The 24915-nt window shown below is 34.5% G+C and carries 27 protein-coding genes and 1 pseudogene; 18 read left to right on the top strand and 10 right to left on the bottom strand.

Going from position 1 to position 24915, the window contains the following annotated elements; translation table 11 throughout:
* The first annotated feature begins 42 nt into the window (after positions 1–42).
* The 8 genes and pseudogenes from truA to I862_RS01755 all read left to right on the top strand — a co-directional run bounded on the left by truA (position 43) and on the right by I862_RS01755 (position 8957).
* A complete protein-coding gene (truA, locus tag I862_RS01790; protein ID WP_038538303.1) occupies positions 43–780 on the top strand; it encodes a tRNA pseudouridine(38-40) synthase TruA in 738 nt (245 codons plus the stop codon).
* Between the two features lie 77 nt (positions 781–857).
* Positions 858–1175 carry a hypothetical protein gene (locus tag I862_RS01785; protein ID WP_038538300.1) on the top strand — a complete coding sequence of 106 codons (318 nt, stop codon included), beginning with the start codon at positions 858–860 and terminating at the stop codon, positions 1173–1175.
* 118 nt (positions 1176–1293) lie between these two features.
* Positions 1294–3183: a GspE/PulE family protein gene (locus tag I862_RS01780; RefSeq protein ID WP_199398815.1), complete on the top strand. Its 1890-nt coding sequence runs from the start codon at positions 1294–1296 to the stop codon at positions 3181–3183.
* A complete protein-coding gene (locus I862_RS01775; protein ID WP_038538297.1) occupies positions 3184–4383 on the top strand; it encodes a type II secretion system F family protein in 1200 nt (399 codons plus the stop codon). It abuts the gene before it with no gap.
* Positions 4384–4437: 54 nt separating this feature from the next.
* Positions 4438–5809: pseudogene (gltX, locus tag I862_RS01770) on the top strand (glutamate--tRNA ligase).
* Between the two features lie 88 nt (positions 5810–5897).
* Complete coding sequence (locus I862_RS01765; RefSeq protein ID WP_038538294.1) at positions 5898–6962, top strand: glycosyltransferase family 61 protein; 1065 nt, start codon at positions 5898–5900, stop codon at positions 6960–6962.
* A gap of 166 nt (positions 6963–7128) precedes the next feature.
* A complete protein-coding gene (locus I862_RS07780; protein WP_158499246.1) occupies positions 7129–8586 on the top strand; it encodes a sensor histidine kinase in 1458 nt (485 codons plus the stop codon).
* Positions 8583–8957 carry a response regulator transcription factor gene (locus tag I862_RS01755; RefSeq protein WP_052646309.1) on the top strand — a complete coding sequence of 125 codons (375 nt, stop codon included), beginning with the start codon at positions 8583–8585 and terminating at the stop codon, positions 8955–8957. Before I862_RS07780 ends, I862_RS01755 begins: the two co-directional genes overlap by 4 nt.
* Before the next feature lie 71 nt (positions 8958–9028).
* Here the strand turns inward: I862_RS01755 and I862_RS01750 are convergent, their stop codons facing one another.
* The 5 genes from I862_RS01750 to rpmB all read right to left on the bottom strand — a co-directional run bounded on the left by I862_RS01750 (position 9029) and on the right by rpmB (position 12855).
* Positions 9029–9442, bottom strand: coding sequence for a GNAT family N-acetyltransferase (locus I862_RS01750; protein ID WP_038541047.1), 414 nt, complete (start codon positions 9440–9442; stop codon positions 9029–9031).
* 81 nt (positions 9443–9523) lie between these two features.
* Positions 9524–9964, bottom strand: coding sequence for a hypothetical protein (locus I862_RS01745; protein ID WP_038538291.1), 441 nt, complete (start codon positions 9962–9964; stop codon positions 9524–9526).
* Complete coding sequence (locus I862_RS01740; protein ID WP_038538288.1) at positions 9943–11340, bottom strand: hypothetical protein; 1398 nt, start codon at positions 11338–11340, stop codon at positions 9943–9945. Before I862_RS01740 ends, I862_RS01745 begins: the two co-directional genes overlap by 22 nt.
* Before the next feature lie 220 nt (positions 11341–11560).
* On the bottom strand, positions 11561–12364 hold the full coding sequence (locus I862_RS01735) for a lipase family protein (RefSeq protein WP_038538285.1): 804 nt from the start codon (positions 12362–12364) through the stop codon (positions 11561–11563).
* A gap of 191 nt (positions 12365–12555) precedes the next feature.
* Complete coding sequence (gene rpmB, locus I862_RS01730) at positions 12556–12855, bottom strand: 50S ribosomal protein L28 (RefSeq protein ID WP_038538282.1); 300 nt, start codon at positions 12853–12855, stop codon at positions 12556–12558.
* A gap of 77 nt (positions 12856–12932) precedes the next feature.
* On the opposite strand from rpmB, the gene I862_RS08365 reads away from it, so the two are divergent.
* From I862_RS08365 to I862_RS01715, 4 genes are read left to right on the top strand one after another with little or no spacing between them, the layout of a single operon-like run.
* Positions 12933–13088 (top strand): hypothetical protein, encoded by a 156-nt coding sequence (locus I862_RS08365; RefSeq protein ID WP_158499245.1) that lies wholly within the window; start codon positions 12933–12935, stop codon positions 13086–13088.
* Positions 13079–13594: an ELM1/GtrOC1 family putative glycosyltransferase gene (locus I862_RS01725; RefSeq protein WP_038538280.1), complete on the top strand. Its 516-nt coding sequence runs from the start codon at positions 13079–13081 to the stop codon at positions 13592–13594. The genes I862_RS08365 and I862_RS01725 overlap by 10 nt, the downstream gene beginning before the upstream one ends.
* On the top strand, positions 13578–14051 hold the full coding sequence (locus I862_RS08240; protein ID WP_084173754.1) for an ELM1/GtrOC1 family putative glycosyltransferase: 474 nt from the start codon (positions 13578–13580) through the stop codon (positions 14049–14051). Before I862_RS01725 ends, I862_RS08240 begins: the two co-directional genes overlap by 17 nt.
* Positions 14048–14455: an HIT domain-containing protein gene (locus I862_RS01715; protein ID WP_038538274.1), complete on the top strand. Its 408-nt coding sequence runs from the start codon at positions 14048–14050 to the stop codon at positions 14453–14455. Before I862_RS08240 ends, I862_RS01715 begins: the two co-directional genes overlap by 4 nt.
* Positions 14456–14467: 12 nt before the next feature.
* Here I862_RS01715 and I862_RS01710 read toward each other — a convergent pair whose 3' ends face one another.
* Positions 14468–15085 carry a hypothetical protein gene (locus I862_RS01710; RefSeq protein WP_038538270.1) on the bottom strand — a complete coding sequence of 206 codons (618 nt, stop codon included), beginning with the start codon at positions 15083–15085 and terminating at the stop codon, positions 14468–14470.
* 208 nt (positions 15086–15293) lie between these two features.
* Between I862_RS01710 and I862_RS01705 the strand changes: the two genes are divergently transcribed.
* Positions 15294–17501, top strand: a complete 2208-nt coding sequence (locus I862_RS01705; protein WP_038538268.1) for a capsular polysaccharide export protein, LipB/KpsS family — start codon at positions 15294–15296, stop codon at positions 17499–17501.
* A 2-nt stretch (positions 17502–17503) separates the two neighbouring features.
* Here the strand turns inward: I862_RS01705 and I862_RS01700 are convergent, their stop codons facing one another.
* Positions 17504–17764 (bottom strand): exodeoxyribonuclease VII small subunit, encoded by a 261-nt coding sequence (locus I862_RS01700; protein WP_038538265.1) that lies wholly within the window; start codon positions 17762–17764, stop codon positions 17504–17506.
* A 65-nt stretch (positions 17765–17829) separates the two neighbouring features.
* On the opposite strand from I862_RS01700, the gene I862_RS01695 reads away from it, so the two are divergent.
* The 3 genes from I862_RS01695 (at position 17830) to I862_RS01690 (ending at position 19104) form a co-directional block, all read left to right on the top strand.
* Positions 17830–18138, top strand: coding sequence for an ETC complex I subunit (locus I862_RS01695; protein ID WP_038538262.1), 309 nt, complete (start codon positions 17830–17832; stop codon positions 18136–18138).
* A gap of 367 nt (positions 18139–18505) precedes the next feature.
* Entirely contained in the window at positions 18506–18700 is a 195-nt protein-coding gene (locus tag I862_RS08680; protein WP_075260575.1) for a colicin D domain-containing protein, read from the top strand.
* Positions 18697–19104, top strand: coding sequence for a hypothetical protein (locus I862_RS01690; protein WP_038538257.1), 408 nt, complete (start codon positions 18697–18699; stop codon positions 19102–19104). The genes I862_RS08680 and I862_RS01690 overlap by 4 nt, the downstream gene beginning before the upstream one ends.
* A 247-nt stretch (positions 19105–19351) precedes the next feature.
* Here the strand turns inward: I862_RS01690 and I862_RS01685 are convergent, their stop codons facing one another.
* The 3 genes from I862_RS01685 to I862_RS07775 all read right to left on the bottom strand — a co-directional run bounded on the left by I862_RS01685 (position 19352) and on the right by I862_RS07775 (position 21565).
* Complete coding sequence (locus tag I862_RS01685) at positions 19352–19960, bottom strand: outer membrane protein (protein ID WP_038538255.1); 609 nt, start codon at positions 19958–19960, stop codon at positions 19352–19354.
* A gap of 155 nt (positions 19961–20115) precedes the next feature.
* Entirely contained in the window at positions 20116–20736 is a 621-nt protein-coding gene (locus I862_RS01680) for an outer membrane protein (protein WP_038538252.1), read from the bottom strand.
* A 181-nt stretch (positions 20737–20917) separates the two neighbouring features.
* Positions 20918–21565 carry an outer membrane protein gene (locus I862_RS07775; RefSeq protein ID WP_052646308.1) on the bottom strand — a complete coding sequence of 216 codons (648 nt, stop codon included), beginning with the start codon at positions 21563–21565 and terminating at the stop codon, positions 20918–20920.
* Positions 21566–21757: 192 nt separating this feature from the next.
* Here I862_RS07775 and I862_RS01670 point away from each other — a divergent pair, with 192 nt between their 5' ends.
* Positions 21758–23485 (top strand): type I secretion system permease/ATPase, encoded by a 1728-nt coding sequence (locus tag I862_RS01670; protein ID WP_052646307.1) that lies wholly within the window; start codon positions 21758–21760, stop codon positions 23483–23485.
* Positions 23478–24908 (top strand): HlyD family type I secretion periplasmic adaptor subunit, encoded by a 1431-nt coding sequence (locus I862_RS01665; RefSeq protein ID WP_052646306.1) that lies wholly within the window; start codon positions 23478–23480, stop codon positions 24906–24908. Before I862_RS01670 ends, I862_RS01665 begins: the two co-directional genes overlap by 8 nt.
* Positions 24909–24915 lie beyond the last annotated feature (7 nt).

Genomic DNA, 24915 nt, shown 5'->3' with positions numbered 1-24915 from the left:
TAATTAACAAAGTAATTTTATTAAATTGATTTGGTAGTGAAATTGAAACGGTATAGAATTATAATAGAGTATGACGGAACCGAACTGGTCGGTTGGCAACGCCAAAAGACGGGTATCTCCGTTCAAGGGCTTATAGAAGAAAGTATTTATAAGTTATCTATGGAGAATGTTACCGTTTACGGCGCAGGAAGAACCGATGCCGGAGTTCATGCATACGCACAAGTTGCGCACTTCGATCTAGTAAAAGAAGTCCCTCTGCATAAAATTAGAGATGCACTGAATCATTTCCTGCAACCTAATTTAGTATCGATTATCAAAGCTGAGCAAGTAGCTTCTGATTTCCATGCCAGATTTGATGCAAAGCAAAGAAGTTATCTTTACAAAATAGTTAACAGAAGCTCTCCTTTAACGTTGGATAATAATAAAGCGTGGCATGTAATTAAGAAATTGAATATATCGGATATGCAGGAAGCGGCCGATTTCTTGATCGGTAAGCATGATCTCTCAAGTTTTAGATCCGTATATTGTCAATCCGATACTTCAATTAAATCTATAGATGAAATTAAAATTTTAGAAAACGGTAATGAAGTATTAATTAACATTGCCGCACCGTCATTTTTACATAATCAAGTAAGGATAATCGTCGGGACGCTGGTAAAAATAGGGAAAGGAGAATGGAGGGTTGAAAAGATGAAGGAAATTATTGCAGCTAAAAATAGAACTGCAGCCGGTTCAACTGCGCCTCCTTACGGTTTATATTTTAAAAATGTGGTATACTAAAATTATCCCATAAATCTTTATAAGAGGACTTCCGTATAATCCGGTAAGGAGATATTATCCCAAGAAAAAGGATAAATATGAAAAGTAATAATAAAAATAAACATTTACTGGAAACGCAAAGCTATATAAATGCCGCGATAAATAAATTAGAAAAAGACATTACAAAATATGTTGAAAAGAGCATGGAAAGAAAGTCAAAACAATTACATCAGGAATTTAAAAGAATAGTTCTTAGTATCTCGGAAAGGTCGCACCAACGTAAGGTAAATAATTTTTTTAATACAAATAAAAATTCTTCTCCTTCTCAAAATGCTTCAAGTTTTAACTTAAGCGGGAATCAATTGCTTACTTCCCTGGCAGCTGAGATTAGGAAAAATCTATTTAATAATTTTTAAAAAACTTTGCTTGGTTTTATTGTAGCCTACATAATATATGAAGTTATTGTTTACTTAAGAGCTAAATTTATATTATACTTAAAAGTAGAGAAGGGGTTTCTCGGGGGGTTAATATAAGATGAGTATAGGATACGATAATCATCCGGATGATGAAGAATTTTCACCTGAGCAGAAGAAAAAGAATACTTATGCTGCAATTGAAGAGATCAATGAAAAAGCAATGCGCATACTCAAAGAGCATGGAACTAATATTGCGGAAAGTGATGAATTTATACCAAATTTAAATTATCCCGATTCATCGGATTCGAATCTTAAGGAAGTAACTATTTCTTTAGAAGAGGCGCTTTTAAGTAAAGGATTGATTTCTAAAGATCAGTTACAAGTTGCTTTAAAGCAGCAAAAAGAAGCTAAAGATAAACAAGACTTAGGAAAAACACTGATTGACTTAGGTTTTATAACAGAAACAGCTTTAGCTGAAGTTTTTGCAGAATCCTCGGGTATAGAAACTTTAGATTTAAAAGCAATCGCTCTCGATGTAGATTTAATCAGAAAAATTCCAAAAACAATAGCTACCCAATATAAAATTCTTCCGATCTCTCTAGATGGAGATAAACTCCACGTAGTGACTACCGATGTCTATAATATTGTAGCTTTTGATCAGATAAAAAAGTTTTTTGACAAACGTATCCAAGTGGTTGCTCAGTATGCCAATGAATCACAAATCAACGATGTAATTGAGCAATACTACGAATATGAAATGAAGGTTGAGGGGATTTTAAAAGAGATAGAAGCTGAGCTTGAAAAGGGGCGTAATTTATCAGCTGATGACCAAGGCTATCTGAATCCCACCGTAAGACTTGTAGATGCAATTTTATTTGATGCAATAAGAAGGGGAGCCTCGGATATTCACCTGGAACCTGAAAATAATTTTGTAAGGTTGAGATATAGGATTGACGGTCAGCTAATGCAGATCCTTACCTTTCATAAAGAATATTGGTCGGCGATTGCAGTTAGGATAAAGATTCTTTCTTCTATGAATATAGCGGAAACTAGAAGCCCTCAGGATGGAAGGATTTCTTATGTCGTAATGGGAAGAACCGTTGATTTTAGGGTTTCAACCCAGCCGACGGTTCACGGCGAAAACATTGTTGCAAGGATTTTGGATAAGGCAAAAGCTTTGGTTTCGTTAAAAGATTTAGGTTTATCGGAATATAATGTCGAGCTCTTATACAGGCTCTTAAAACGCCCTGAAGGAATAATCATCGTAACTGGGCCTACGGGTAGTGGTAAAAGTACCACGCTTTATTCCATACTGTCATTTATAAATTCCATTAATGTAAATATAATGACTCTTGAAGACCCGGTGGAATATCAGCTTTCATTGATTAGGCAAAGCGGGGTTAGGGAAGGCACGGGGATGAATTTTGCCGATGGTATCAGGTCAATGATGCGTCAGGATCCAGATATAATCTTTGTCGGGGAGGTGAGGGATAAAGATACCGCTTCAATGACAATAAGAGCGGCAATGACCGGGCACCAGGTGTTTACTACTCTTCATACTAATGATTCGGTAGGTGCTATTCCAAGGTTGATGGATTTAGGAATAAAAGGTTCATTACTTGCCGGAACAATTATTTGCATGGTTGCCCAAAGGCTTGCGAGAAAACTTTGTATCGAGTGCAAGGAAGAATATAGCCCAAATGAGTTTGAATGCAAAATTTTAGGACATAGTATAGAAAATCCACCTAAGCTATATAAGCATAAAGGGTGCCCGAAATGCTATGATTCAGGGTATAAAGGCAGGGTAGCAATTATGGAGATCTTAGCCGTAGATGAGGAGATTGATGATATGATTTCCAGAGAAGCTTCACGCAAACAAATTTTAAGCTATGCTAAAGAAAACGGTTTTATCGCTATGGCTCAGGACGGAATTAATAAAGTATTAGAGGGGACTATCGATATAGATGAGTTAATCAGTACTGTCGATATGACGGAGAGGATGAAATAAATGGCGCTATATTCTTATAAAGCATTAAATGAAGAAGGAAAAGTAGTGAAAGGTAAGATCAGTGCCAGAAATGAGCAGGAGCTTGAAGCCAAACTAAAACAATCATCCTTGGATTTAATAACTGCCGAAGAGTTAAAATCTTCAGGAGTAAATTTTTTTAATAAAGCATCTTTGCAGGATTTAATCCTTATTTGTGTTCATCTTCATCAATTGGAGAAAGCAGGTGTACCTATATTAGATTCAATCGGGGATTTAAAGGAGGATTCAGATTCACAAACTATTAAAAATGTAATGATGGATGTACATGATTCGTTAAAAAGTGGGAAGTTGTTATCAGTTGCGATGGCAGAGCATTCTAAAATATTTGATAATGTTTTTATTTCACTTGTTGCAGCCGGCGAAAAAACCGGAAGTTTCGCTGAAATATTCGGGCACTTGGAGCACCACTTGAAATGGATTTTGGATATAAAAACCAAGATAAAAAAAGCTACCATGTATCCGTTATTTTTATTCTTCCTTCTAATGGGAGTAATCATGATAATGATGGTATATGTTATACCTAAATTAACAGTGTTTTTGTTAGCTCAAAATATTCCATTGCCTTTTTATACTAAAGCATTAATTGCAACTTCCGATTTTGTGGTAAATTACTGGTATGTAGTGTTTTGCGGACCAGTAATATTTTTTGGTTTAATAAGGCTATTATGCTGGGCTTCTCTTGCTGTTGCTTATCAAGTGGATGCGATAATATTAAAATTGCCGTATGTCGGTCTTGTAGTCAGAAAACTTGAAATTTCCAGGTTCTGTCACTTCTTTGCGCTAACATATAAAAGCGGGATGGGTATTTTGGAATGCTTGACCATTGCAGGCAGCGTAGTACAAAACCAAGTACTTAAGGAAAGTATAGAGGCTGCTAAAACAGGTGTATCGGAAGGCCAAAAAATTACTAATGCTCTAAAAGCTACCGGACAATTTCCTTCCCTGGTTGTGAGAATGTTTAAGGTTGGTGAAAACAGCGGTAACTTAGACGGTTCACTGCAAAATGTTAATCACTTTTATGATCAGGAAGTAAATGAGGCCGTAAACGGTATCGTATCATTTCTACAGCCGGCACTTACCTTAGTCATGGGTGCAATACTCGGTTGGATAACAATTTCGGTATTCGGCCCCGTTTATGCAAGCTTCGGGGGCATTAAGTAGGCTTTCATTTTATTTAATGTTATGTTATGTTTTTTTAAAAAATAGATAGCATCCATGAAAGTTATAACTCGATTCGCTCCATCTCCTACAGGGTTTTTGCATATCGGAAGTGCAAGAACGGCTTTATTTAACTGGTTATATGCTAAGCATACCAAAGGTGAGTTCTTACTTAGAATTGAAGATACCGATAAGGAAAGATCAACTGATGAGGCAATTGATGCAATCATCGAAGGTATGAAGTGGTTGGGGCTTAACTGGGATCGGGAGTTGGTTTTTCAATCTAAAAATGAGGAAAGGCATAGAGAAGTTGCTTATAAGCTTTTAAATATGGGGAAAGCTTATTATTGTTATTCTTCTTCTGAAGAGATAGCACAATTTAGGGATAAGAATCCTAATCAAAAATTCCAAAGCCCTTGGCGAGAGAAAGATAAAAGCGAAGCACCTGCGGGAATAAACCCCGTAATTCGACTAAAAGCAAGTAGGAGCGGGGAAACCGTTGTAGAGGATTTTGTGAGAGGAAAGGTGGTTGTGCAAAACGCTGAGCTTGATGATATGGTTTTGCTTAGATCCGACGGTAGCCCTACATATATGCTTGCCGTAGTCGTAGATGACTTTGACATGCAGGTAAATCATGTAATTAGAGGAGATGACCACTTTACTAATACTTTCAGACAAAAACAGATTATAGAAGCAATGGGCTGGCCGGTGCCTAAATATGCGCATATACCTCTTATTCACGGTTCCGACGGAGCAAAGCTTTCCAAGCGTCACGGTGCTTTAGGCGTGCAAGCTTATAGAGAAATAGGATATTTACCTGAGGCTTTAAAAAATTATTTACTCCGCCTAGGTTGGAGTTACGGTGATGATGAAATATTCTCCGAGCAAAAAGCAATCGAGTTATTCGATGTAGACGGTTTAGGTAAATCTCCTTCCAGATTTGATTTTGATAAACTAAATTCAATTAATGCTCATTATATAGCAAATTCCGATGATAATGAGCTATTAAAATTAATTACACCTGCGCTTGGTATTTCTTTGGATGATATATATGCAAAGCGAATTTTAAGTGGCATACCGGGATTAAAAGTTCGTGCTAAAACTTTGAATGAGCTTAAAGAAGGAGCTAAAATTTATATAAGTAAATCAAAGCCTCTGGATGAAAGATCAAATAAAGTCTTAAATGAGGAGGGTAGGCAGGTTATATCAAAATTATTACCTCTACTTAAAGATATCTCACCATGGACAAAAGAAGAGCTAGAAAAAAAATAGCAGCGAATTTGCAGCAAATGAAGGAGTCAAGTCAACTCTTGTAATGCAGCTGTTGAGGGCAGGGGTGATAGGAACTTTTGCTGCGCCCGGTATTTATGAGGTTGTTGAAATTCTAGGCAAAGACGAAGTTTTGGCCAGGATTTCAGAAATTATTTAATTCTTATAACCGTTGACAGAAAAGCTTATTTAGTATATCTGAGCAATTGGTATAAATTATTGTTATTTATTTAAAATAGGTTTGCTTGATGCAGCGTTTTGCTATCTTTCTTAGTATTATATTTATTACGGCTGCATCCTTTTATTTCTTTCAAGATAAGAGGAAGCTTAGTTTACCTCTGAAAACTACTACCTTGGAAGAGTATAAAGAGAAATATCCCAAAAATGTAATGTATATCGATTTTAATACCGCAGATCCAAAGGAATTTATAGTAATTCTTAATAACGGATATGTATTTGAAGATGGGCGGGTAATAACCGAGGCAAGTGAGATACTTGAAGAAGTGGCCGTTTTAAAATACGGGGGTACAATCAAAGATAACCCATTACTAAAAAAGAAAGGCTTTCCTGAACCAAAGAAGGTTGGTAGTACTTTAGCTGTGATCGCATCTAATGGTGAGGAGAACTATTATCATTGGGTGTTTCATGTCTTGCCTAGAATTAAACTTTTGCAGGAATCTAAAATTCCGTTTGATAAAATTTATATTTATAACATTAAGTATCGGTATCAGAAAGAATCAATAAGGCTCTTAGGGATAGATGAAGATAAAATATATATAGGTAAAGAAAATCAATTTATACAAGCTGAAAAATTGCTTGTTCCTTCGATAGCGGTTAAGCCGGCGATAGGCAAATTATTTCCGAAATGGGTTATAAGCTTTCTAAATGAAAAGTTCCTAATAAATGATAAAAATAAGCAATTTCCCGAGAAAATTTTTGTATCAAGAAGTAAGGCCTTTTCAAGAAGAATCATTAATGAAGATGAGCTTTTTAAAATATTAGAACCTAAAGGCTATAAAAAAGTGTTCCTTGAAGATTTGCATGTAAGGGAGCAGGCGGTAATATTTCATCATGCTAAAGAAATTGTCGCTGCTCACGGTTCCGGCCTTAGTAACTTGGTTTTTTGTAAACCGGGCACGAAAATAGTAGAGATTAACCCGTTTGATGGGCATAGGGGGCCTTATAAGATGCTTGCAGGGCAAATGGAGTTAAGTTATCAGGATGTTGATACAACTACAAATAGCCTGACTCCCCATCAAATTGAGGAAGATGATATATCTGTCGATATTGAGAAAGTAAAAGAAGTTCTCTAATAATATGGTTATTTAAATATAAGCTATATGTATTGAAGTGATATTTTTTAGTAGTAAAAATTATAAAATTAGTTGAAAATTAAATTAAAGGGGTATTCGCATTTTGCTTTGTGTTAGGGGGAGTATGCTGTATTATATAATTATCTTAGTTTTTCTTAGCCTATTTATGGCATTTTATATTTTCCGGCTTAGGAAAAAGCTGAGTATATTGCATACCTCAAACCAAGACCTACAAGAATTTCTAGCCCTTGAAACCACAGTAAAAAGCTTGATTGAGGTGATTAGGCAAGAAGAAAACATCCATACCTCATCAAACATTATGTGTAATACCTTAGCAAATTTATTAAAAATTGAGGGGATGGGTATATATAAAATTTTACAAAATGAAATTGATCTTACCATGGGAGAATATTTTGTAGATAAAAATAATAAAAATCTTTGTAAAAAATATTTAACTGCTGAATTTATTAATGAGGTTACTGCTAATCAAAAAGCTAATTCTATATTATCAAAAAACTTTATTTTGAATGATAAGTTAATAAATATTATTACTATGCCGGTAGCAAATAGTGATAAGACTTTTAGTTTAATAGTTGTATTTAAAGTAACCGGTAAAGAAAAAGCAGATGAAAAGATAGATAATTTTATTTTCCAGGTTCTATATTATTGCACTCACTTAACCGGTTTGATTATAGATGTAAGGAAAAGGGTTGAAGTTGATAAATTAATAGAAGAAAAAGAAAGGAGTGAAAAACAAGCAGTAGATCTTGCCGAAAAATTAGAACAGGAAATAAGAAATAGCGAACTGCAAAATGAATTTATCGGTATTATTTCTCATGAGTTTAGAACGCCTTTAACTGTAATTGCCTCTTCTATAAGATTATTACAGATTAATATAAATCATATGTATTCCTTTTTAAATCAACTAACCCAACGTTTTGAAGTGCTTTGCTCAACTAAAGGCTTCACTAAGGTTGCGCCGATGTTTAATGATCAGGAACTTAGCATTAAAGAGGGATTAAGATTAGATAAAATTGATGAGCAAATTAAAAATATTAATAACTATATATTAAAATTCTCTACGCTCATAGAAAATACTATGAAGCTTTCAATGATCGAAAGTAGTGTAGCTAAAGAAAATAGCAGCTATTTCCCCGTTGAAATCAACCTTAAAAGTACTTTAGAAGAACTGGCAGTTAATTTTAAAAATTTTAGAGAAGAAGTGCTTTTAGAATTTATCTGCGATGAGCATTTACATAATATATATTTTGATAAAGTGAGCATATATTTGGTTCTTTCTAATATAATATCCAATGCAATAAAATTTTCTAAGCCTAATAGTAAAGTTATAGTAAAGTTATTTGCCGAAAATAATAATTCAATTTTAGTAGTAGAAGATCAAGGCATTGGTATTCCTAAAGAGAACCAGGGCAAGATATTTAGTAAGTTTTATAGAGCACATAATGCTAAAACTATCTCAGGTACCGGTATAGGATTATATTTAGCACACAAATTGATGGAATTTAACGGTGGAAGTATTAATATAGAAAGTGAGCTTGGTAAGGGAACCAAGGTTATACTTTCTTTTTTTAGTCAGAAGGATAAACTCAAGGGGGATCTATGATAGATATAATTTGTATTGAAGATGAAGAAGTTTTTAGAAGAAATTTAACTGAAATATTAGAGGCGGAAGGATATAAAGTTAAAGCTTTCAGTGATGGGGCTGAAGCATTAAATTATATGCAATCACCGCATGAAGGCTTGCCTAAGATTGTTATATGCGATATAAACTTACCTCAAGTTTCAGGATATGAGTTTGTCAGAAGAATCAAAATGCTTGATTCTCAAGCAGCTAGCATCCCGGTAATTTATTTAAGCGCAATGGGGCAGAAGCAGGATATAGTAAAAGGTATGGCATTAAACGTGGCGGATTACCTGATAAAACCTATAGATTTTGACATTCTGACTTCAAAAGTAAAAAGCTTAATGGGGTAAGTGGTTGAAAAATTTTAACCAAATATGTCCTTTTCTGAGGATAATGAGATTATTTGCTTTAACTATATAGTTCATAAATATTTCCTTAAATAATGAAATGAGGTATTTTTTGCATAACCGTCTCTGGTAAACTCAAGCTTAAATCCAAGTTTTATATAAAAATCTAATGCTTGGAAACTCATAGTTTCCACAAAAGCAAAATCGCATTTATGTGACCTCCCGAAGTTTAAAGCATGCTCCGTAAGCTGATTACCTAGATTTTGACCTCTATATTCCTTCTTTATATAAAGATATTTTATATGCAATTGACCCCAAAAAAGATCAACTACCATAGCTCCGATGAATTCAGTGCCTCGGTAGGCAACAAAGGAAATAGCATCATTTATACCGTTAATTCCGGTTCGTTCTATTGCATGCTCGGCAAACCCTTTAAAAATAGTGCTTTTTATTTGGTCGGTTAAAGGTGTTTGTTCGATTTTAACCATAGTTTGTCCGCTTAAATTTCTATTGAATAGCTATGATATTATCTGATTAATATTGCCAGTGTCGATGATTTATATATAAAATTAACCTCTCGGAAAATAACGTAGCGGCGGTTGCTGCTCCCTTTGTAAAGCTTCAGTATAACTCCTGATAGGTTTTTTGTCACCGGTGCCCCCTTTTTCCTCTATATGCTGGCTTTTTATAGAATCATTTTTAACTTGATTGATTTTAGCTACTGCGGGTTTCTCTTTATCAGCGGTTGCAACTGCCGGTAATTGATGAACGGAGGATAAGTCATAATTTGCCATGTTTTGTTCGTTTGTCTGGATTTTAACTGAGATATTATTTGAGCCGGCCTCTAAGGTAGGTAATTTAAGTAAAATTTTAATTGTATTCAATTCTCTTTCTATTAACTTTAGGATATCTATAGCTGTATTTTTGAAAAAAGCAAACTTAGCTGATAAGAATATATTCACGTCTTCCTCTCTCTTAAGCTCCTGCTCTAAGCGCTCTTTGGGGTGCATGCCTTCATTTTGTTCGGTTTCAAAATAAACCCTGTGTTTTTTTGTTTTGGTTGCTCACATGAACTTGCTTCATTATCAAGCTTTATTTCTTTCCTTTTATTATTACTGCCCGCATCTCTCGACTGCTCTATTCCTGATATTGATCGGGTATTATAGTTACCATATAAAGCATCATTAATTTTATTAGTAGCTTCTTTAAAATTATTTTTTGTTGATAATCGTTGATTTTCTGAGATAAAATTTTTTGTAATATATAAATCTAAAAGTAGCCTATATGTCTGTTTCACAATAAAAAGTTGTTCCTTAAAGAATGCACTAAACTCCTTTATTGCATTACCAAGTTCAGCATTCTTACCTTTTATCTCTATTAAAGAACCGGAGAAAATATCGATCTCGGATTCTGTAAAAATATCCTCCTTACCTTTCCTGTAAGTTTTAAGTAAAATATTTATCTCCCTATTTCTACCGGAATGCGGAATACGCCCATTATCATTCCGCTGATTAAGCAGCTCTGCTATTATATCACCGGAATTTCTTCCAAATACCTCTTTAAATTCTTGGATAAGAAAATTAAGACTATTAGTATTATCCATTGCAACTGCTCGGTGAAACAAGTTAAAACCTCCTTTAGTTCTTGTTGTCAGCAAATCTTTATATTCATAAAGGTTGCTACCAAATATACTTTTTATTTCTTCAGATATAAATTTAAGAAGTTCTTTATTTTCCGGAGTTAACATGTAAAACAGTAAGGTAAAATTTTCTTTAGTTTTGGCGATAAGTAGCTCTTTATATTCCAAAGAATTATCGCCTAAGCATTCTTTAGCTTCTTTAAATACGAACTCAACTATATCTTTATCTCCTGATTTAGTTGCGTCATGGAGTAAAGTAAAATTTTCTCCGGTTTTTGTGCTGATTAGATTCTTATATTCCAAAGAATCTCTACCAAGCTCATATTTAACTTTATTAAAAATGAATTTGATTAGTTTTAAGCCTTTCTTTTGTATAGCTTCATTTAAAAAGCTATAACCGCTATTGTTTCTCATGCATAGAAGATCTCGTCTTTGCGTGGAGCTTAACCTCCCTGTATAGTGAAACAATATATCCAGTAGCTTTATCGCCTTAGCTTGTGCTTCGTGAGGATTTTTAATATTTTTAAAAGCAATAAATATAATCATTTTTAAAGGGGAATCTCCATTACGCCCCCTTTGCATCAAAGCATTAATATTATTGCCGGATCTCAGGAATCGGTCTATATCCTTTTCTCTTTTTTTGTTTTTCAGATAATCTTGGCATAACCCGATTAAGTGATCAAATAGGGTGTTTTGCCTATAAATCTGGCTTTTATCAATTGAAACTTTTGAATGATGACTTCTCATTATAAAACCCTTTGTTCTTGCGCTACATTAGCACACAGTTAATTATTTATCTATGGGCAGGATAATTTTTTTAAGAAATAAAGAATATTAATAATTTATTAAGGGATTTAGCTTGTTAATTCAATAAAAAAGCTCAAATGCTATTCATAATAGCAAACACCCCGCTCTAGGTTTTGAGCAGGGTGCCGTTTAATTAACGTTTAATTTTTAGGCAATAAAATTATGCAACTTCAAAGCCCGCATTATTTTCAACAAAGTAAACAAGTTCATCATTCACCCTTTCATACTCAATAAAATCACCTGAATCTTTATCAAAAGCTTTGGTAATAATGTTTCTAAACTGGTGGTTGTGGATTGTTTCCATTATGCTGCCGAAGATGGAAGAATCGGTATACGGCATTGTAAATTCATAAACATTTCCCACTTCATTATGAACTGTATTTGCAAGGTGCTTAGGTGCATTGAAAGTGGTGATATCCAAGTTATCGCATCCAAGCTTTAAGTTATTATCTTGTATATAGTTCTCTAATATAGGCTTAGAACCCGGGCTATCAATATTTACTGAAGAAACCTGATATCCTAATGATGTAAGTTTAGCATTTTCTAAATTTGATAAAACAGCACCAAGCGAGTGACCGGTAGTTGTGAATGTGTAGTCATGCGCCTCATTGCCGAGCTGCTTAATTACTGCATCGGTAAATTTATCTGCACCATAAGTAAATTGGTTTGGAACATATCCGAAAAATAACTGTGTATCAGAGTATAAGTCTTTTACGAAGTCAACCGGAACCGAGAAATCAAATTTTGATAACCATCCTAAACCAAACACATTAAAGTTGGTGCCGCTGTTGGCAATAACTACTTCTTTGCTTGTCTCATTTATATAAGCCGTACCGTAAAATCCTGATTTACTGGCGCTAACATCATCAGAAGTTAATAACATTTTCCATTCACTAGTTTCATATTTAGAAGAATTTTTTGTATAAGCTGCTGCACTAAATTGTGCTAATTGATGATTATTCATTAATCCCCACTTAATTTGTTGTTATTAATATAATAATAGCATTAATTTAAATATTAGTCAAAAAGATGGGGGTTTTGTAATATTAATATATTGAATATATAATTTAAGTGAAAAAGTTATGGTGATACGGTAAAAAAGCAACGCCTTGGTTTAAGGGCTGCTTTTCTTTTAAATGGTATAATATTTTAAATTTAGCCGGCTTGCTTAGCTTTTAAAACTTCAATTATTTTTTTTCTAAGCGCTTTAGCTTTTTTGCCTAAGTTTGAAGGGCTGGCTTTGAGCAAATAATTATCAACACCGTTGTTATGCTCAACAGATCTGATAGTGCTTGGAGCAGCATCAAAGCGAATAAAAGTACCGAGTGCATCGCTGAGTAAAGAAAAAGTCTGAATATTGGGTAGAAATCTTCTTCTGGTTTTTCTGTTTGAGTGAGAAACGTTGTTACCGCTCATTACTGCTTTTTCTAAATTTAACTCGCATCTTCTAGACATATTAATTAACCTTACTTGTAAAATATCAAATTTATTTAGTTGGTTTGTAGCAAATTTTTTTGTAAACTGCAAGCGGAATGTGTAGTGAGATGTGTAGTGAGATGTGTAGTGAGATGTGTAGTGAGATGTGTAGTGAGATGTGTAGTGAGATGTGTAGTGAGATGTGTAGTGAGATGTGTAGTGAGATGTGTAGTGAGATGTGTACTGTAAGATGTAGTGAAGTATGTCGCTAAAAGTTTTTGTGCTGACGGATGATAGGGCAGGCAACTCGAATCAGGCAATCGCCTTAGCTAAATTATTGGGATTTGATTATGAAGAAAAGCGCTTAGAGTATAACAAACTTGTTGCTATACCGATCTTTTTTAAAAGTGGGTTTGAATTATTAAATAAGAATAGCGCCGAGCATTTAATGCAAGATAAGCCGGATGTAATAATAAGTGCAGGGCGAAGAGCCGCAAGTGTTGCGCTGGCTTTAAAGGACAGAAATAGAAACACTAAAATCATTCAAATTTTAGGAGCACAAAAAAGTTATAAGCTTTTTGATCTGGTAATCCTTCCTGAGCATGATAGAAAACAATTTATATCTTATCCTGATAATGTGATTTTTACTCCGCTCGCTATTTCATGCTTTTCTTCTTACGAGCTTGGGCAGGAAAGCTTAAAATGGCAAGCTGTTTTAGCTGAATATAAGCAACCGTATCTGGCTATACTAATCGGCGGAAATTACAAAAAAATGTAAATTTAAAGAAAAACATATTACCGAGTTTATTAATAATGTTACGAATATTGCCGAAAATTATTCGGGAAGCTTACTTATCACCTCAAGCAGAAGAACTCCTGTTGCATTAATTGGAAAAATTAAGCAGGCTTTAGAAAAAACTAAAGCAAGGTATTTTTTATATGAGCCCGAAAAATGTGAAAATAATCCTTATAAGGCATTTCTCGTTAATGCTGAAGCAATATTAGTAACCGGTGATTCAATTTCTATGTGCAGTGAAGCGTGTTCTCTTGGTAAGCCGGTATTCATTTATGCTCCGAGAAGTATGTTAAGCAGTAAGCATATGGCTTTTGTAAAGCATTTATTTAAAGTCGGTTTAGCTGCTCCTATAAGTAATGAATTTGAACCTTTTACTCCTTTAAAACATAATTATACTCAAATGCTGATTGAAAATATAAAACAGAGGCTGCATTTATGAATTTTGAGCTTCACCCTAAGCTAAATGAAGATACTATATTTATTCATGATTTTTCTCTTTCAAGATTGCTTCTTATAAAAGATGCTAACTTCAAATGGTTTGTTTTAGTGCCGAGAGTAGAGGGATTGAGAGAAATTATTGATTTAAATGAAGAGGAGAGAATTTTACTCTTTAAAGAGATTTGTGATATATCGGAGTTTTTAAAGCAAAGCTATTCTCCTTATAAGCTTAATATTGCTGCTATCGGTAATATAGTTGAGCAGTTACATATCCATATTATTTTGCGTTATAAAGATGACCCGTTATACCCTAACCCGGTATGGGGAAATAACCTACCGAAAAAAGAATATACAAGCGCAGAGATTGAGCTGATCATTAATTTAATTAAGCAGCGATTTGCTTAAAGCGTGGTGAATTTATAAATAATTTTCTTTAACCACCGCACCTATTATTTTGATCTGATCAATATTAATATCTCTGGATGATGATATAATTATACCTTTCCCTGATTTAAATTCTATGCTGCCTATATTCACTTTCTTATCTAAGTATAGAATTTGCGGGATAGAGGGATCTTCATTTGCAATAACTTCAAGATTTTCAATTTTAGAATCTTCAATAAATATCTTTTTGGCATTAGTGCTAATATTCTTAAATGTGGAATGCTTGGCAATCATGGTACCAAACACGGTAAGCTTATTAATGAAGTTGGAGTTGCTAATTTTGGCGGAGCCATATATAGAGGCATCTTTAATTTGCGAATTTGAGATATTAAGAAATCCGTAAACTATCAATTTATTAAAGAAGGCATCTTCTGCGGTAAAATGTCCGAAAATTTGAGCGGTGTTTTCAATATAAGCGCTGTTGATAACCGAAGGGCCGTGAGAGGTGTGATTAGGTAAAATAGCACGTGACTTAATAAATTGAGTATTCGCATTTTTTTCCGCTTGATTAAATGTATTAGCATTGCAATTAAATATTAATAGAATATTAATTACTTGGCTAAGCACCATAAAGAAAAAGTTTTTTATCATTTTTTCTAATTTTCTTAATTATATAAAGCTTTTAACAGAAAAGTGATAAGCAATCAACCTTCAATACATAAAACATTAAGAAGTTAAATTAAGTTATCCTGCAACAACCTGTTATTTAATGAGAAAAGAATTATATAAACATTAATGCATGTAGCGAAATTTGTTGTATACTCGGGCGCAATATATACTGATAAATTCATATTTATAGATGGAAGACATAGTTAAAATTAAGCCTTTAGATTTGAGGAATGATGCGGATTTAACCGTGATTATTCCTTTTAAATACACTAACCAAAGAGAAGATATACTGGAAAGAATATCTTTCTGTAAGTTAGATAGAAATTTACCGAATAATATTGATTTCCTACTGGTAGATGATTGCACTGAACTTGATATCAGCGAGCAAGCCGCAAACCTTTGCAAGGAGTTAGGTATATCCTATATGCGCTTAGATAGCGATAACCTGTTGTTTTCAGCGGCAAGGGCAAGAAACTACGGCGCAATGTACAGTTTATCACATTTTATAATGTTTATGGATATAGACCTGGCGGTATATGATGGGTTTTACCAAGATGTTTTAGAAGAAATTAAGCTCAATGATTTAGAAAATAATGTAAGGGATTTTATCGGCTTCGGGGTGGTTTATCTTACCAAGCACGGTAGCGAGTTATTTTTTAATACGGAACGCACCGCGAGAAGAAAGCAGTTTTTACAACACTTTTTAATAAATAATGAAGAAGTAGTTGAAAAGTTTTCCACCGGCACTTCAGTACAAGTTTTTAACCGGGAATATTACCTGGCAAGGGGAGGCAATAATGAAGAATTCGCCGGTTGGGGTTTTGAGGATCTGGAATTTACCTGTAGGCTTGCGCATAGAGCTAAACACTTTCCGCTTCCGCAAAATTTTCTGCAAGATTATAAAAATTGTCGGGATGTAGTAGAGTATAACGGGTTTAAGAGCTTAATAAGGTTATATGGAGACATAACTTTTGCTAAAGGTATTTCGCTTTTTCATATCTGGCATGAGGTAAATAGCTCATCTTCTTATATGAAGCGGAAACAAAAGAACAGATTATTGTTTAATAAGCTGCTAAAGAGCTATATAGAACGGAAAGAAGAGCCTGAACCGCTACCTGATCTTTCGCAAGGTAATAGTTTGATTTTTACTCTAACACATCCTGCAATATATAATCGCGAAGTGTTACCCAGATACGGTAAAATATTTTATGAGGAAGAAGAGAAGTTTGAGGATATTAACTACTTAGAAGAATATTTAAAAGATAATAATATTAATCGGGTAATATTACAAAACCCTTATTCTAATGAGATCAGGCTAAAAATTTATAATTTCTTGCGTGAAAGAGAAGTCGAGTACTTCGTGATTGAACGGGGAGCGCTTCCTAACTCAATGTTTTTTGATAGAAATGGGTTTAACGCGGATAGCAAAAGCTATAATTCGGAAAATTGGGATTTTGAAATAAGTGAAGAAAAGAGGGAAGTAGTATTAAATTATATAAGCGAAGAAAAAAGTAATGATGCTGCTTTGGAGGATCAGCCCGAAAGAATAGCGGCAAATAAATTATTACGGCAACTTAAGATTAACCCCGGTAAGAAAGTTTTATTTGTTCCGTTTCAAACTCCTTCCGATACGGTAATCAAGTTCTTCTGTGGGGTATATATCAAAACTTATGATGAATTCGTGGAGTTAGTTAGAAGCGTTGCAAAGAGCTTGCCGAAGAATTGGGTGCTGGTTTATAAAAAGCATCCTTTAACTAAAGAAAGTTATGAGGTTGCAGGGGGAATTGAGGCAGATGATTATAACATAAAAGATCTGCTTAATATCGCGGATTGCATCCTTCTCATAAACTCAGGGGTAGGGGTGCTTTCCATGCTTTGGGAGAAGCCGGTGTTATATACGGGAGAAGCTTTTTATGCCCATGATGCATTTAACAGGAGGGTAAAAAATCAACAAGAGGTAATTTCGCATTTAAATAATTTGTTTGTTCCTGATAAGGAAAGAATATTCAGATTCTTGAGTTATTTAATTAATGACTTTTATTCATTCGGTAATTTTACAACCAAAGTAATTGATTGGTCTTTAGAATCAAAAATGACTATTACCAGTGAGATTAATTTTTATCAAATAAATAACATAGGCAAAACAAAATACATATATAACCCTGTTCGTGCCATAAAGATAGATAATAAGTCGGTTTTATTTGACCGCTACCGATTTAGTACGGATTATAAATTAAGGCAAGGAACCGGGCTTATAGGAAGACCTATTATAAGAAATAATACGAAAAGAAGATTTGTTATAATCAGAAGGCTTCGGAAATTAATCAATAATCCACATAATTTCTTTGAGGACTCCAGGTTTATATTCTTAAGGAGATTGAGGTATTTATTTAAATAACTTTATTCATAAAAAGCATTTAAATTAGAAGGTTCTATTTCCTTAGCCACACCTTTTTCATGGATAACTTTATCAACTTTTAATTTAGCCTGATCGAGCCGGGTGCTGCAATGCTGCTTTAGCTCAAGCCCTCTTTGGTAAAGCTCAATTGCATTATCAAGCTCAACACTTCCCGTTTCTAGGCTTTTTACAATTGATTCAAGCTCAGTTAATGCTTCCTCGAAAGAAAGCTTATCTACGGATTTTTTCTTATTTTCAGCCATATTATTTGAAACCTTATTTTAGATATGTTAGTTATTAATAAAAGTTAAAATAGTGAAATAATTTTATGACTGCAAGAATTTATAAGCCATGTCGAACTGCAATGCAATCGGGCGTAAATAGAACTAAGGAATGGATATTGGAATATATACCGCAAAACTCACGCTTTATTGACCCTATCATGGGTTGGACGGGTGCCGAAGATATGATGGCTAATGAAGTTAGTTTACATTTTAATAGCAAAGAAGAAGCGATCGCTTATGCAAGCAAGCATAACATTGAGTTTAAACTGGAAGAGCCTAATGAGCCGAAAAAGAAGAAGCCGAGGCCTTATGTTGATAATTTTAAATATCATCCTTTAATAGAGAATGTATAAAGGTTAGTTTTAAAGGTAAAATAGACCTATTATTTGCGGATAGGCCTGTTTTTGTTCTCATTACTGTTGAAAAATTTTCCCTCATGTAAACAAGAAGAATCTTAACATTCGATCATAGTAAATTAAGTTGGATATCTAACCCGTTTATTTACATAGAATAAGTTAAGTTTAATATGATTGTATAGCCTATAACTGAAAAATTAGATAATAAGAATAGTAAGAAGCACGCGCCTAGCCGCCATTTATGGCGCGTGCTCGTATAAATGACATAGTCATTTATACGCAAATTTAGTTTAATTTTTTATAGTTTGGCTATGCTCCAGGTATGTAGGATATATAATTTAACACAGTATAGTTTAAACAAAAAATAGTAGAGCATATTAAGCAGGATGATATTATAGTAATAGCAGGAACACATCGTGGGACTGAGAGAGTTATTCATTATTGTAATGAAAAGACGGGAGTAAATGTTATGAAGGACTTAGAGGGTAACTTTGTTAGTGGATGGAAATTAGGTGAGGCACAAATAAAATCTTTAAAAAATACAGGTAATGTACAATGAGTAATTCAATATATAAAAATAGGTTTGAATATTATCAAATGATGAAAGATTTTGCTGATAGCAAAATGGATGGTCAAACTTTTTCTAGAACCTTTTTAAGTAAAAGAAGTAAGGATTTAAAAGAAGATAAAAAGAATACCCCTTTAAAAGAATTGCTAAGTAAATTTTTTAAAGATGAAATAAGTAGTGATGAATATGATAAGCTCTCTAGACCGTATAAAATTTATCCTGAAGGTAGCTTGTTCCTAAAAACATTTGATGAGTTACAAGCCATAGATATAGAAGACTTCTGGCCTAGAGATGATGAATACTTTGAAGAAGATGAAAACATTGATGAAGCTGAGCTAAGAAGACGAGTTAAAGAAAAGCTAAAGATTCTGGATGAGAATAGAGATAAGTGGTAGAGAGATATTAAGAATAATAGCTACATCTAGTAATCATTGAAGCTCTGAAGATAGCAGGAGCAATTATATCCAGATCTTAGCTCAATAAAAATGGTAGTAAATTAAGCTATAAATCTGAGGATAAATACTCAAGGATATACATAAATTATTAAACAATTTTTATGAGCGCCGCCCCTCTTTCAGTGAGGCGGAGGGGCGCGCTACTATTAGTTTAGTTTTCAAACTATGTTTTTAAGCAGCCGATTAATTAAAAATCGTATCTTGCACCTAAAACTAACATATGGCTTGCTTTCGGTTCAACTTTTAAATTAGTTCCGTTGAGCGAATAATCTGCACCCGATTTACTCATTCCGAATGAACGATATCTATAGCCTAAGCCTACCTTGGTAACATCAAAATTGAAATCAACCCCAAGACCTGCCTGATAGCCGAAGCTGCCTTTCGACTTAGGCTTAGTTCTTTCTACTACGTTTGTCCCGGTGATTTTAAACTTGTTTTTACCGTAACCCATTCCGGCTACAAAATAAGGTGTGAATTTATCGGTAGGGTACAGATCATAATAGAAATTTAACATCCCACCCATGCCTGATTCCTTAACTTGTAAACCAATATCTTTATTTTTAGATTTATGGCTATGTAAAGAAAATGCTAATTCAGATCTGATATTAGGATTTAAATAAGTTCCGAATGCAATATCACCGGCTATGGGAGATGAGCTTTTCATCTTGCCTGTAGTGCCCTCGATTTTGGGCTTACCTTTCCCCATGCCTAAGTTAATTGAGCCATAAAAGTCGTCTGCGTTCGCAGTTGCTGCAATTGCACTGAATGCCACTGCTGCTAATATAGTTTTCTTCATTATATTATCCTAAAATATATATGTTGCATAATAGGTTATACATAAAGTGAAATATTATTGCAATTTTTAGTTTGAGTGATCATGAGGTATTTTTAGAAAAAAGCCGGTTTACTTTAAATTGATAAACCGACTTTATGTAGTTTGAGGGTCGGATATTAGAAATCCATTTTAATGTTTGCTAAAACCATATGATATTGGTTTAGTTTCTTGCCTGATGTATTTGTGTCTCTAAATCTATATCCTATACCGATTTTAAGATCTTCTGCTGCCTTCATATCTATCCCGGCTCCTAATTGCCATGTAAGGCCTTTTTTTGAGCCGAAAAGTTTTCCCTGATCTGTTTGAGTTTTAGACATTTCATATTCAGAGTATTTAATGTTAATTTTATTATTTGCATAACCTAAGCCTGCCATAACATAAGGGACAGCCATGGTATGATTGTTAAAATCATAATAGCTGTTGAATAATAAAGAATATGATTCATGCTTTAATTTAATATGACCGGTAGCTTCTTGAGATTTTAAAAAATATCCTTTTTTCCCGACAAAATAGTTTAAGCTGAGTTCGCCGCGCATATCAGGAGTAAGATAAGTACCAAGCCCTATCTCAGCACCATCCGAGGTTAGTGAAACCCCTTTAATTTCTCCTTTGCGAGTAATATTATCTTTATCTCTATTTTTCCCGATTATTGCGCTTATCGAACCATACCAATCATCAGCGTTTGCTTGTGCGGCGAAAAGGCTTAAACATAAGCCCAAAAAGAAAACTTTTTTCATTATTGTTCTATTTATACATTAGTTATTTACCAAATAGTTATACTCAAATGTATATTGAATGCAATTTTATTTTTATATTTTTGTTCATTATCCAGGCAAAACTCAAGCAATAAAAAAAAGCCTACCTCCGTTATGGAGGTAAGCTTTTTTAGTAGTATATTCGACTTAAGCTTTAAGATAATTAAAACTCAAATCTAACATGAGCTAATGCTAAGTGAGAGTGTTTAACTTTGATTTTGTTTCCATCTTTTTTAACTGAATTAAGCCCAGTATCTTTAAATCTGTAACCAATACCAAGTTTAACATTGTCAGCTACTTTAGCATCTATACCTAAGCCAACTTGATAAGCGAAACTACCTTTAGATTTATTGTAAGGAGTATTGATAACTTTCCCACCATTGTTTAAATCTTTTCCAACAAATCCAGTTTTGAATTTATTATGAGCATATCCCACACCAGCCATTACATATGGAGTAAATGCGCCAGAATTTGCGAAATCATAATACCCATTTAACATTACAGATATTGTTTGTGCTTTACCAAAATTTTCACCTCTATAAGAAGTGCTTTCATAAGCTTTGCTTTTTTTATCGCTTACAAGGTAACCAATAGCAAGTTCAGCTCTAGTTTCAGGTGTGATTTGCGACCCAACTGCTACATCAAAACCTTTTGGTTTAGAATTACTAGAGTTATATTCTCCAAAATCTTTACTTGATGATTTTACGCCACCCTTACCGTATAAACCGCTAAAAGAAGCGTAATACTCTGCTGCAGATGCTGTTGAACTAGCCATAATAGCTAATGCAGCAATTCCTAGAATCTTTTTCATAAACCCTCAATATTGTTAAAATTCACAAAGCGAATTATAATATAAAATAAATTAAATGCAAATAATAATATTATTGTTAAAATAATATTGTAAATACATGGAGATACATAAGTTGTTAATGAATTGTTAATAATTTCCTGCTAGAGTTAAAGAATGGTTGATTGTATATTATACTAAAAAAGTTCAGGTTTTATGAAAAGAAAAGAGAATATCACCCCGATAAAAGAGACGCTTTTTGCGTGTAAGATAATGTTTAAGTATGCATTGCTCTTCGGGTGCATTATAAATTTACTCATGCTTTCAACTCCGATTTATTCAATGCAGGTGTTAGATAGGGTGATTTCAAGCGGTAACGTGGATACGCTGGTTATGCTGACTCTCGTTATTATGCTTGCACTTCTGTTGCTTGCCATGCTTCAGGCGGGAAGGTCATTTGCTATGACCCAAATGGGTAATTGGATAGAAAGGCAGCTTTCCGAGAAGGTGTTCACGGGTAGTGTAAAAATGTCCCTTGAATCGAAAGTGAACATCGGGAGCCAACAATTAACCGATCTGCAAACCATTAAAAATTTCTTAACCAGCCCCGGGCTACTCACGGTGCTGGATACTCCATGGGCAATAATATTTATTATAGTACTTTTCATAATCCATCCGTGGATGGGCTTTCTATCTGTTATCGGGGGCGCATTATTAGTCGGGTTCGCTATATTATCAGATAAGTTGACTAAGCCTCTGCTTGATTCAATGAATGATGAAAATATCAAAAGCAGAAGGCAAGTCGATCAAGCAACCAGAAATGCTGAAGTTATTGAAGTTATGGGGCTGTTGCCTAACATCATTCAAAGTTGGCAGAAATTAAACGGAAAAATTCAGACTACGCATTCTTTATTTACCAAAAGATATTCCGTCCTCACTGAAATCACTAAATTCATCAGGCTTGTTATACAAATTCTGGTAACGGGTTTCGGAGCTTACCTTGTAATTAATGGCCAAATGTCTTCGGGTGCAATTATTGCAAGTTCATCACTGGTAGGAAGGGCGCTTGCTCCGTTTGAAGGGGCGATTAATTCCTGGAAAGGGTTTGTTAATTGCAGAAAAGCATATGATAGATTAAATGCGGCTTATGAGCTAGTTGAGAAGCATGAAGAGAAAATGTCTTTACCTGAGCCGGAAGGTAGGGTTGATGTTGAAAACTTATTTTATAACCCGCCTAACGTGCAAAGACATATTGTAAAAGGGATAACTTTTTCTTTAAAAGCCGGTGAGACCTTAGCTATAATAGGCCCTAGTGCTTCAGGTAAAACTACGCTTGCGAAATTGCTTGCAGGGGCGCTTAACCCTTCGATCGGTACGGTGAGAGTGGATGATGCCAGCCTAAAAGATTGGAAGCGCGAGGAGCTGGGTAAATATATCGGCTACCTGCCGCAGGATGTAGAGCTTTTTGCCGGAACTATTAAAGAGAATATTGCAAGAATGGATCCGAATGCCGATCCTGAAGAAGTGGTGATGGCTGCGCAAATTACCGGTGTGCATGAAATGATTTTGAGGCTACCTAAGGGATATGATACCGAAATCGGGTTTGACGGTTCCATGCTGTCTGGCGGGCAACGTCAAAGGATTGCATTAGCGAGAGCTTTTTACGGTAATCCTAAAATTCTACTGCTTGATGAGCCTAATTCTAATCTTGACAGCGTAGGTGAAGCTGCGCTTGCAACTGCAATTGATGTGGCAAAAGATCGAAATATTACTTGCATAATTATTTCACATAGAACTTCTATACTTAATGTAGCGGATAAGATCATGATCCTTAAAGACGGGGTGATTGCTACCTTCGGAAGTAAGAAGGAGGTAATGGATCAAATGAATCAGGCAAGCCAAATGAATCAACTGAAAAATGTACCGGGGCACGGCAATGCGTAAAAATATTATATCAAAATTAATTAGCTTTAAAGGTTTTGTCCCGGCAGCTAAAAAACTTTATGAAGAGATTAACAGCTTTATGAAAGGGGCGAACCCTGAAGAAGCTAAGTATATCATGCAGCATTCTCTTGATCTGAAAAAACAAATATATAAGCCTATAAAATTTACCTTTATGGTAATCGGGGTTGCTTTCGGCTTCTTTATAGTTTGGGGTAGCCTTGCGCCTCTTGATAGCGCAGTTATTGCACAAGGCCATATCGTTTTAAGCGGTAATCGTAAAACCATTCAGCATAAAGAAGGCGGAATTATTCAAGCCATTTTGGTAAAAGACGGAGAAGTGGTGAAAGAAAACCAGCCGCTGGTGATTTTAAATGATACGTCCGATAAGGCGAGGTTGCAAATCAGTTTAAGTAGGTTGCGTGCTACTAAAGCTATTGAGCAAAGGTTGCTTGCTGAAAAATTTGATGAAGAACAAATTGATTTCAGTGACCCAATATTTGATAGAGAAGTTCCTGAGGTAGAAAAGATTATAAAAAACCAGCAATCATTATTTGAATCCAAGCGGAAAGCATATCACGGTAAAAAAGATATTTATAATCAGAAAATTGTAGAGCAAAGGGAGCAGATAAAAGGTTTAGAAGCTATGCTTAAATCTTATGAATCGCAATTTAAAATACTTCAGGAACAATATAGGAACTTGGAAACTCTCTTTAACAAAGGTTATGCTAAAAAAACAGAGCTTTTGGAGCAAAGAAGGAGAGTGCAGGAATTAGAGGGTAGGGTAGGTCAAATCAAGGCTGATATTGCTAATGCTCACGAAGCAATTTCTGAGAATCAATTACACATCATAAGCTTAGAAAACGAAAACCAGAAGGAAGTTGATGACGAACTCAAAGAAACTTATTCCAAGATATTGGATTTAAAAGAACAATATGAAGCGGATAAGGATATATTAGAGAGAACCATAATCAGAGCTCCAAATGCAGGAATTGTTACCGGGCTTAAATTTCACACTGTCGGCGGGGTTGTAGGGCAAGGAGCTCCGATTTTAGAAATTATCCCTCAGGATGATAAGCTGATTGTTGAAGCGCATGTAGAGCCTAAAGATATTGAAAGTATTCGTGAAGGGCTGAAAGCTAAAGTTCAGCTTAGCGCATATAAAACCAGGTTGGTGCCGAGAATAGACGGGGAAGTGATCTATGTTTCAGCAGATACGATAGAAGATAGAAGCAAACAACAGCCCTTCTACTATGTTGCTAAAATTGAAATAAAGCCGGAAGCGATTGAAAGCATCAATTATGATATAAAGCTGCAACCCGGTATGCCTGCTGAGACCTTTATTATCAAGGGTGAAAGGACTTTTCTTCAATATTTGTTGAGCCCGATCCTTGATAGCTTCCATAAAGCGTTTAAGGAAAAATAGAAGCTTA

It is taken from the genome of endosymbiont of Acanthamoeba sp. UWC8 (genome assembly GCF_000730245.1).
GTDB lineage: Bacteria > Pseudomonadota > Alphaproteobacteria > Rickettsiales > Midichloriaceae > Jidaibacter.
The sequence above is the reverse complement of the archived record's forward strand: the minus strand, read 5'-3'. Positions and strand labels throughout refer to the sequence as shown.

Excerpts from the sequence above, each read along its gene's own strand:
- I862_RS01665 (WP_052646306.1), top strand. The coding sequence starts at position 23,478 with ATGCGTAAAAATATTATATCAAAATTAATTAGCTTTAAAGGTTTTGTC.
- I862_RS01690 (WP_038538257.1), top strand. The coding sequence starts at position 18,697 with ATGAGTAATTCAATATATAAAAATAGGTTTGAATATTATCAAATGATG.
- I862_RS01710 (WP_038538270.1), bottom strand. The coding sequence starts at position 15,085 with ATGATAAAAAACTTTTTCTTTATGGTGCTTAGCCAAGTAATTAATATT.
- I862_RS08365 (WP_158499245.1), top strand. The coding sequence starts at position 12,933 with ATGTGTAGTGAGATGTGTAGTGAGATGTGTAGTGAGATGTGTAGTGAG.
- I862_RS01765 (WP_038538294.1), top strand. The coding sequence starts at position 5,898 with ATGCAGCGTTTTGCTATCTTTCTTAGTATTATATTTATTACGGCTGCA.
- I862_RS01750 (WP_038541047.1), bottom strand. The coding sequence starts at position 9,442 with ATGGTTAAAATCGAACAAACACCTTTAACCGACCAAATAAAAAGCACT.
- I862_RS01745 (WP_038538291.1), bottom strand. The coding sequence starts at position 9,964 with ATGCACCCCAAAGAGCGCTTAGAGCAGGAGCTTAAGAGAGAGGAAGAC.
- I862_RS01785 (WP_038538300.1), top strand. The coding sequence starts at position 858 with ATGAAAAGTAATAATAAAAATAAACATTTACTGGAAACGCAAAGCTAT.
- I862_RS01775 (WP_038538297.1), top strand. The coding sequence starts at position 3,184 with ATGGCGCTATATTCTTATAAAGCATTAAATGAAGAAGGAAAAGTAGTG.
- I862_RS01755 (WP_052646309.1), top strand. The coding sequence starts at position 8,583 with ATGATAGATATAATTTGTATTGAAGATGAAGAAGTTTTTAGAAGAAAT.
- I862_RS01725 (WP_038538280.1), top strand. The coding sequence starts at position 13,079 with ATGTCGCTAAAAGTTTTTGTGCTGACGGATGATAGGGCAGGCAACTCG.
- I862_RS01740 (WP_038538288.1), bottom strand. The coding sequence starts at position 11,340 with ATGAGAAGTCATCATTCAAAAGTTTCAATTGATAAAAGCCAGATTTAT.
- I862_RS07775 (WP_052646308.1), bottom strand. The coding sequence starts at position 21,565 with ATGAAAAAGATTCTAGGAATTGCTGCATTAGCTATTATGGCTAGTTCA.
- I862_RS01685 (WP_038538255.1), bottom strand. The coding sequence starts at position 19,960 with ATGAAGAAAACTATATTAGCAGCAGTGGCATTCAGTGCAATTGCAGCA.
- I862_RS01700 (WP_038538265.1), bottom strand. The coding sequence starts at position 17,764 with ATGGCTGAAAATAAGAAAAAATCCGTAGATAAGCTTTCTTTCGAGGAA.
- I862_RS01695 (WP_038538262.1), top strand. The coding sequence starts at position 17,830 with ATGACTGCAAGAATTTATAAGCCATGTCGAACTGCAATGCAATCGGGC.
- I862_RS01670 (WP_052646307.1), top strand. The coding sequence starts at position 21,758 with ATGAAAAGAAAAGAGAATATCACCCCGATAAAAGAGACGCTTTTTGCG.
- I862_RS01780 (WP_199398815.1), top strand. The coding sequence starts at position 1,294 with ATGAGTATAGGATACGATAATCATCCGGATGATGAAGAATTTTCACCT.
- I862_RS01715 (WP_038538274.1), top strand. The coding sequence starts at position 14,048 with ATGAATTTTGAGCTTCACCCTAAGCTAAATGAAGATACTATATTTATT.
- I862_RS01705 (WP_038538268.1), top strand. The coding sequence starts at position 15,294 with ATGGAAGACATAGTTAAAATTAAGCCTTTAGATTTGAGGAATGATGCG.
- I862_RS01680 (WP_038538252.1), bottom strand. The coding sequence starts at position 20,736 with ATGAAAAAAGTTTTCTTTTTGGGCTTATGTTTAAGCCTTTTCGCCGCA.
- I862_RS07780 (WP_158499246.1), top strand. The coding sequence starts at position 7,129 with ATGGCATTTTATATTTTCCGGCTTAGGAAAAAGCTGAGTATATTGCAT.
- I862_RS01735 (WP_038538285.1), bottom strand. The coding sequence starts at position 12,364 with ATGAATAATCATCAATTAGCACAATTTAGTGCAGCAGCTTATACAAAA.
- rpmB (WP_038538282.1), bottom strand. The coding sequence starts at position 12,855 with ATGTCTAGAAGATGCGAGTTAAATTTAGAAAAAGCAGTAATGAGCGGT.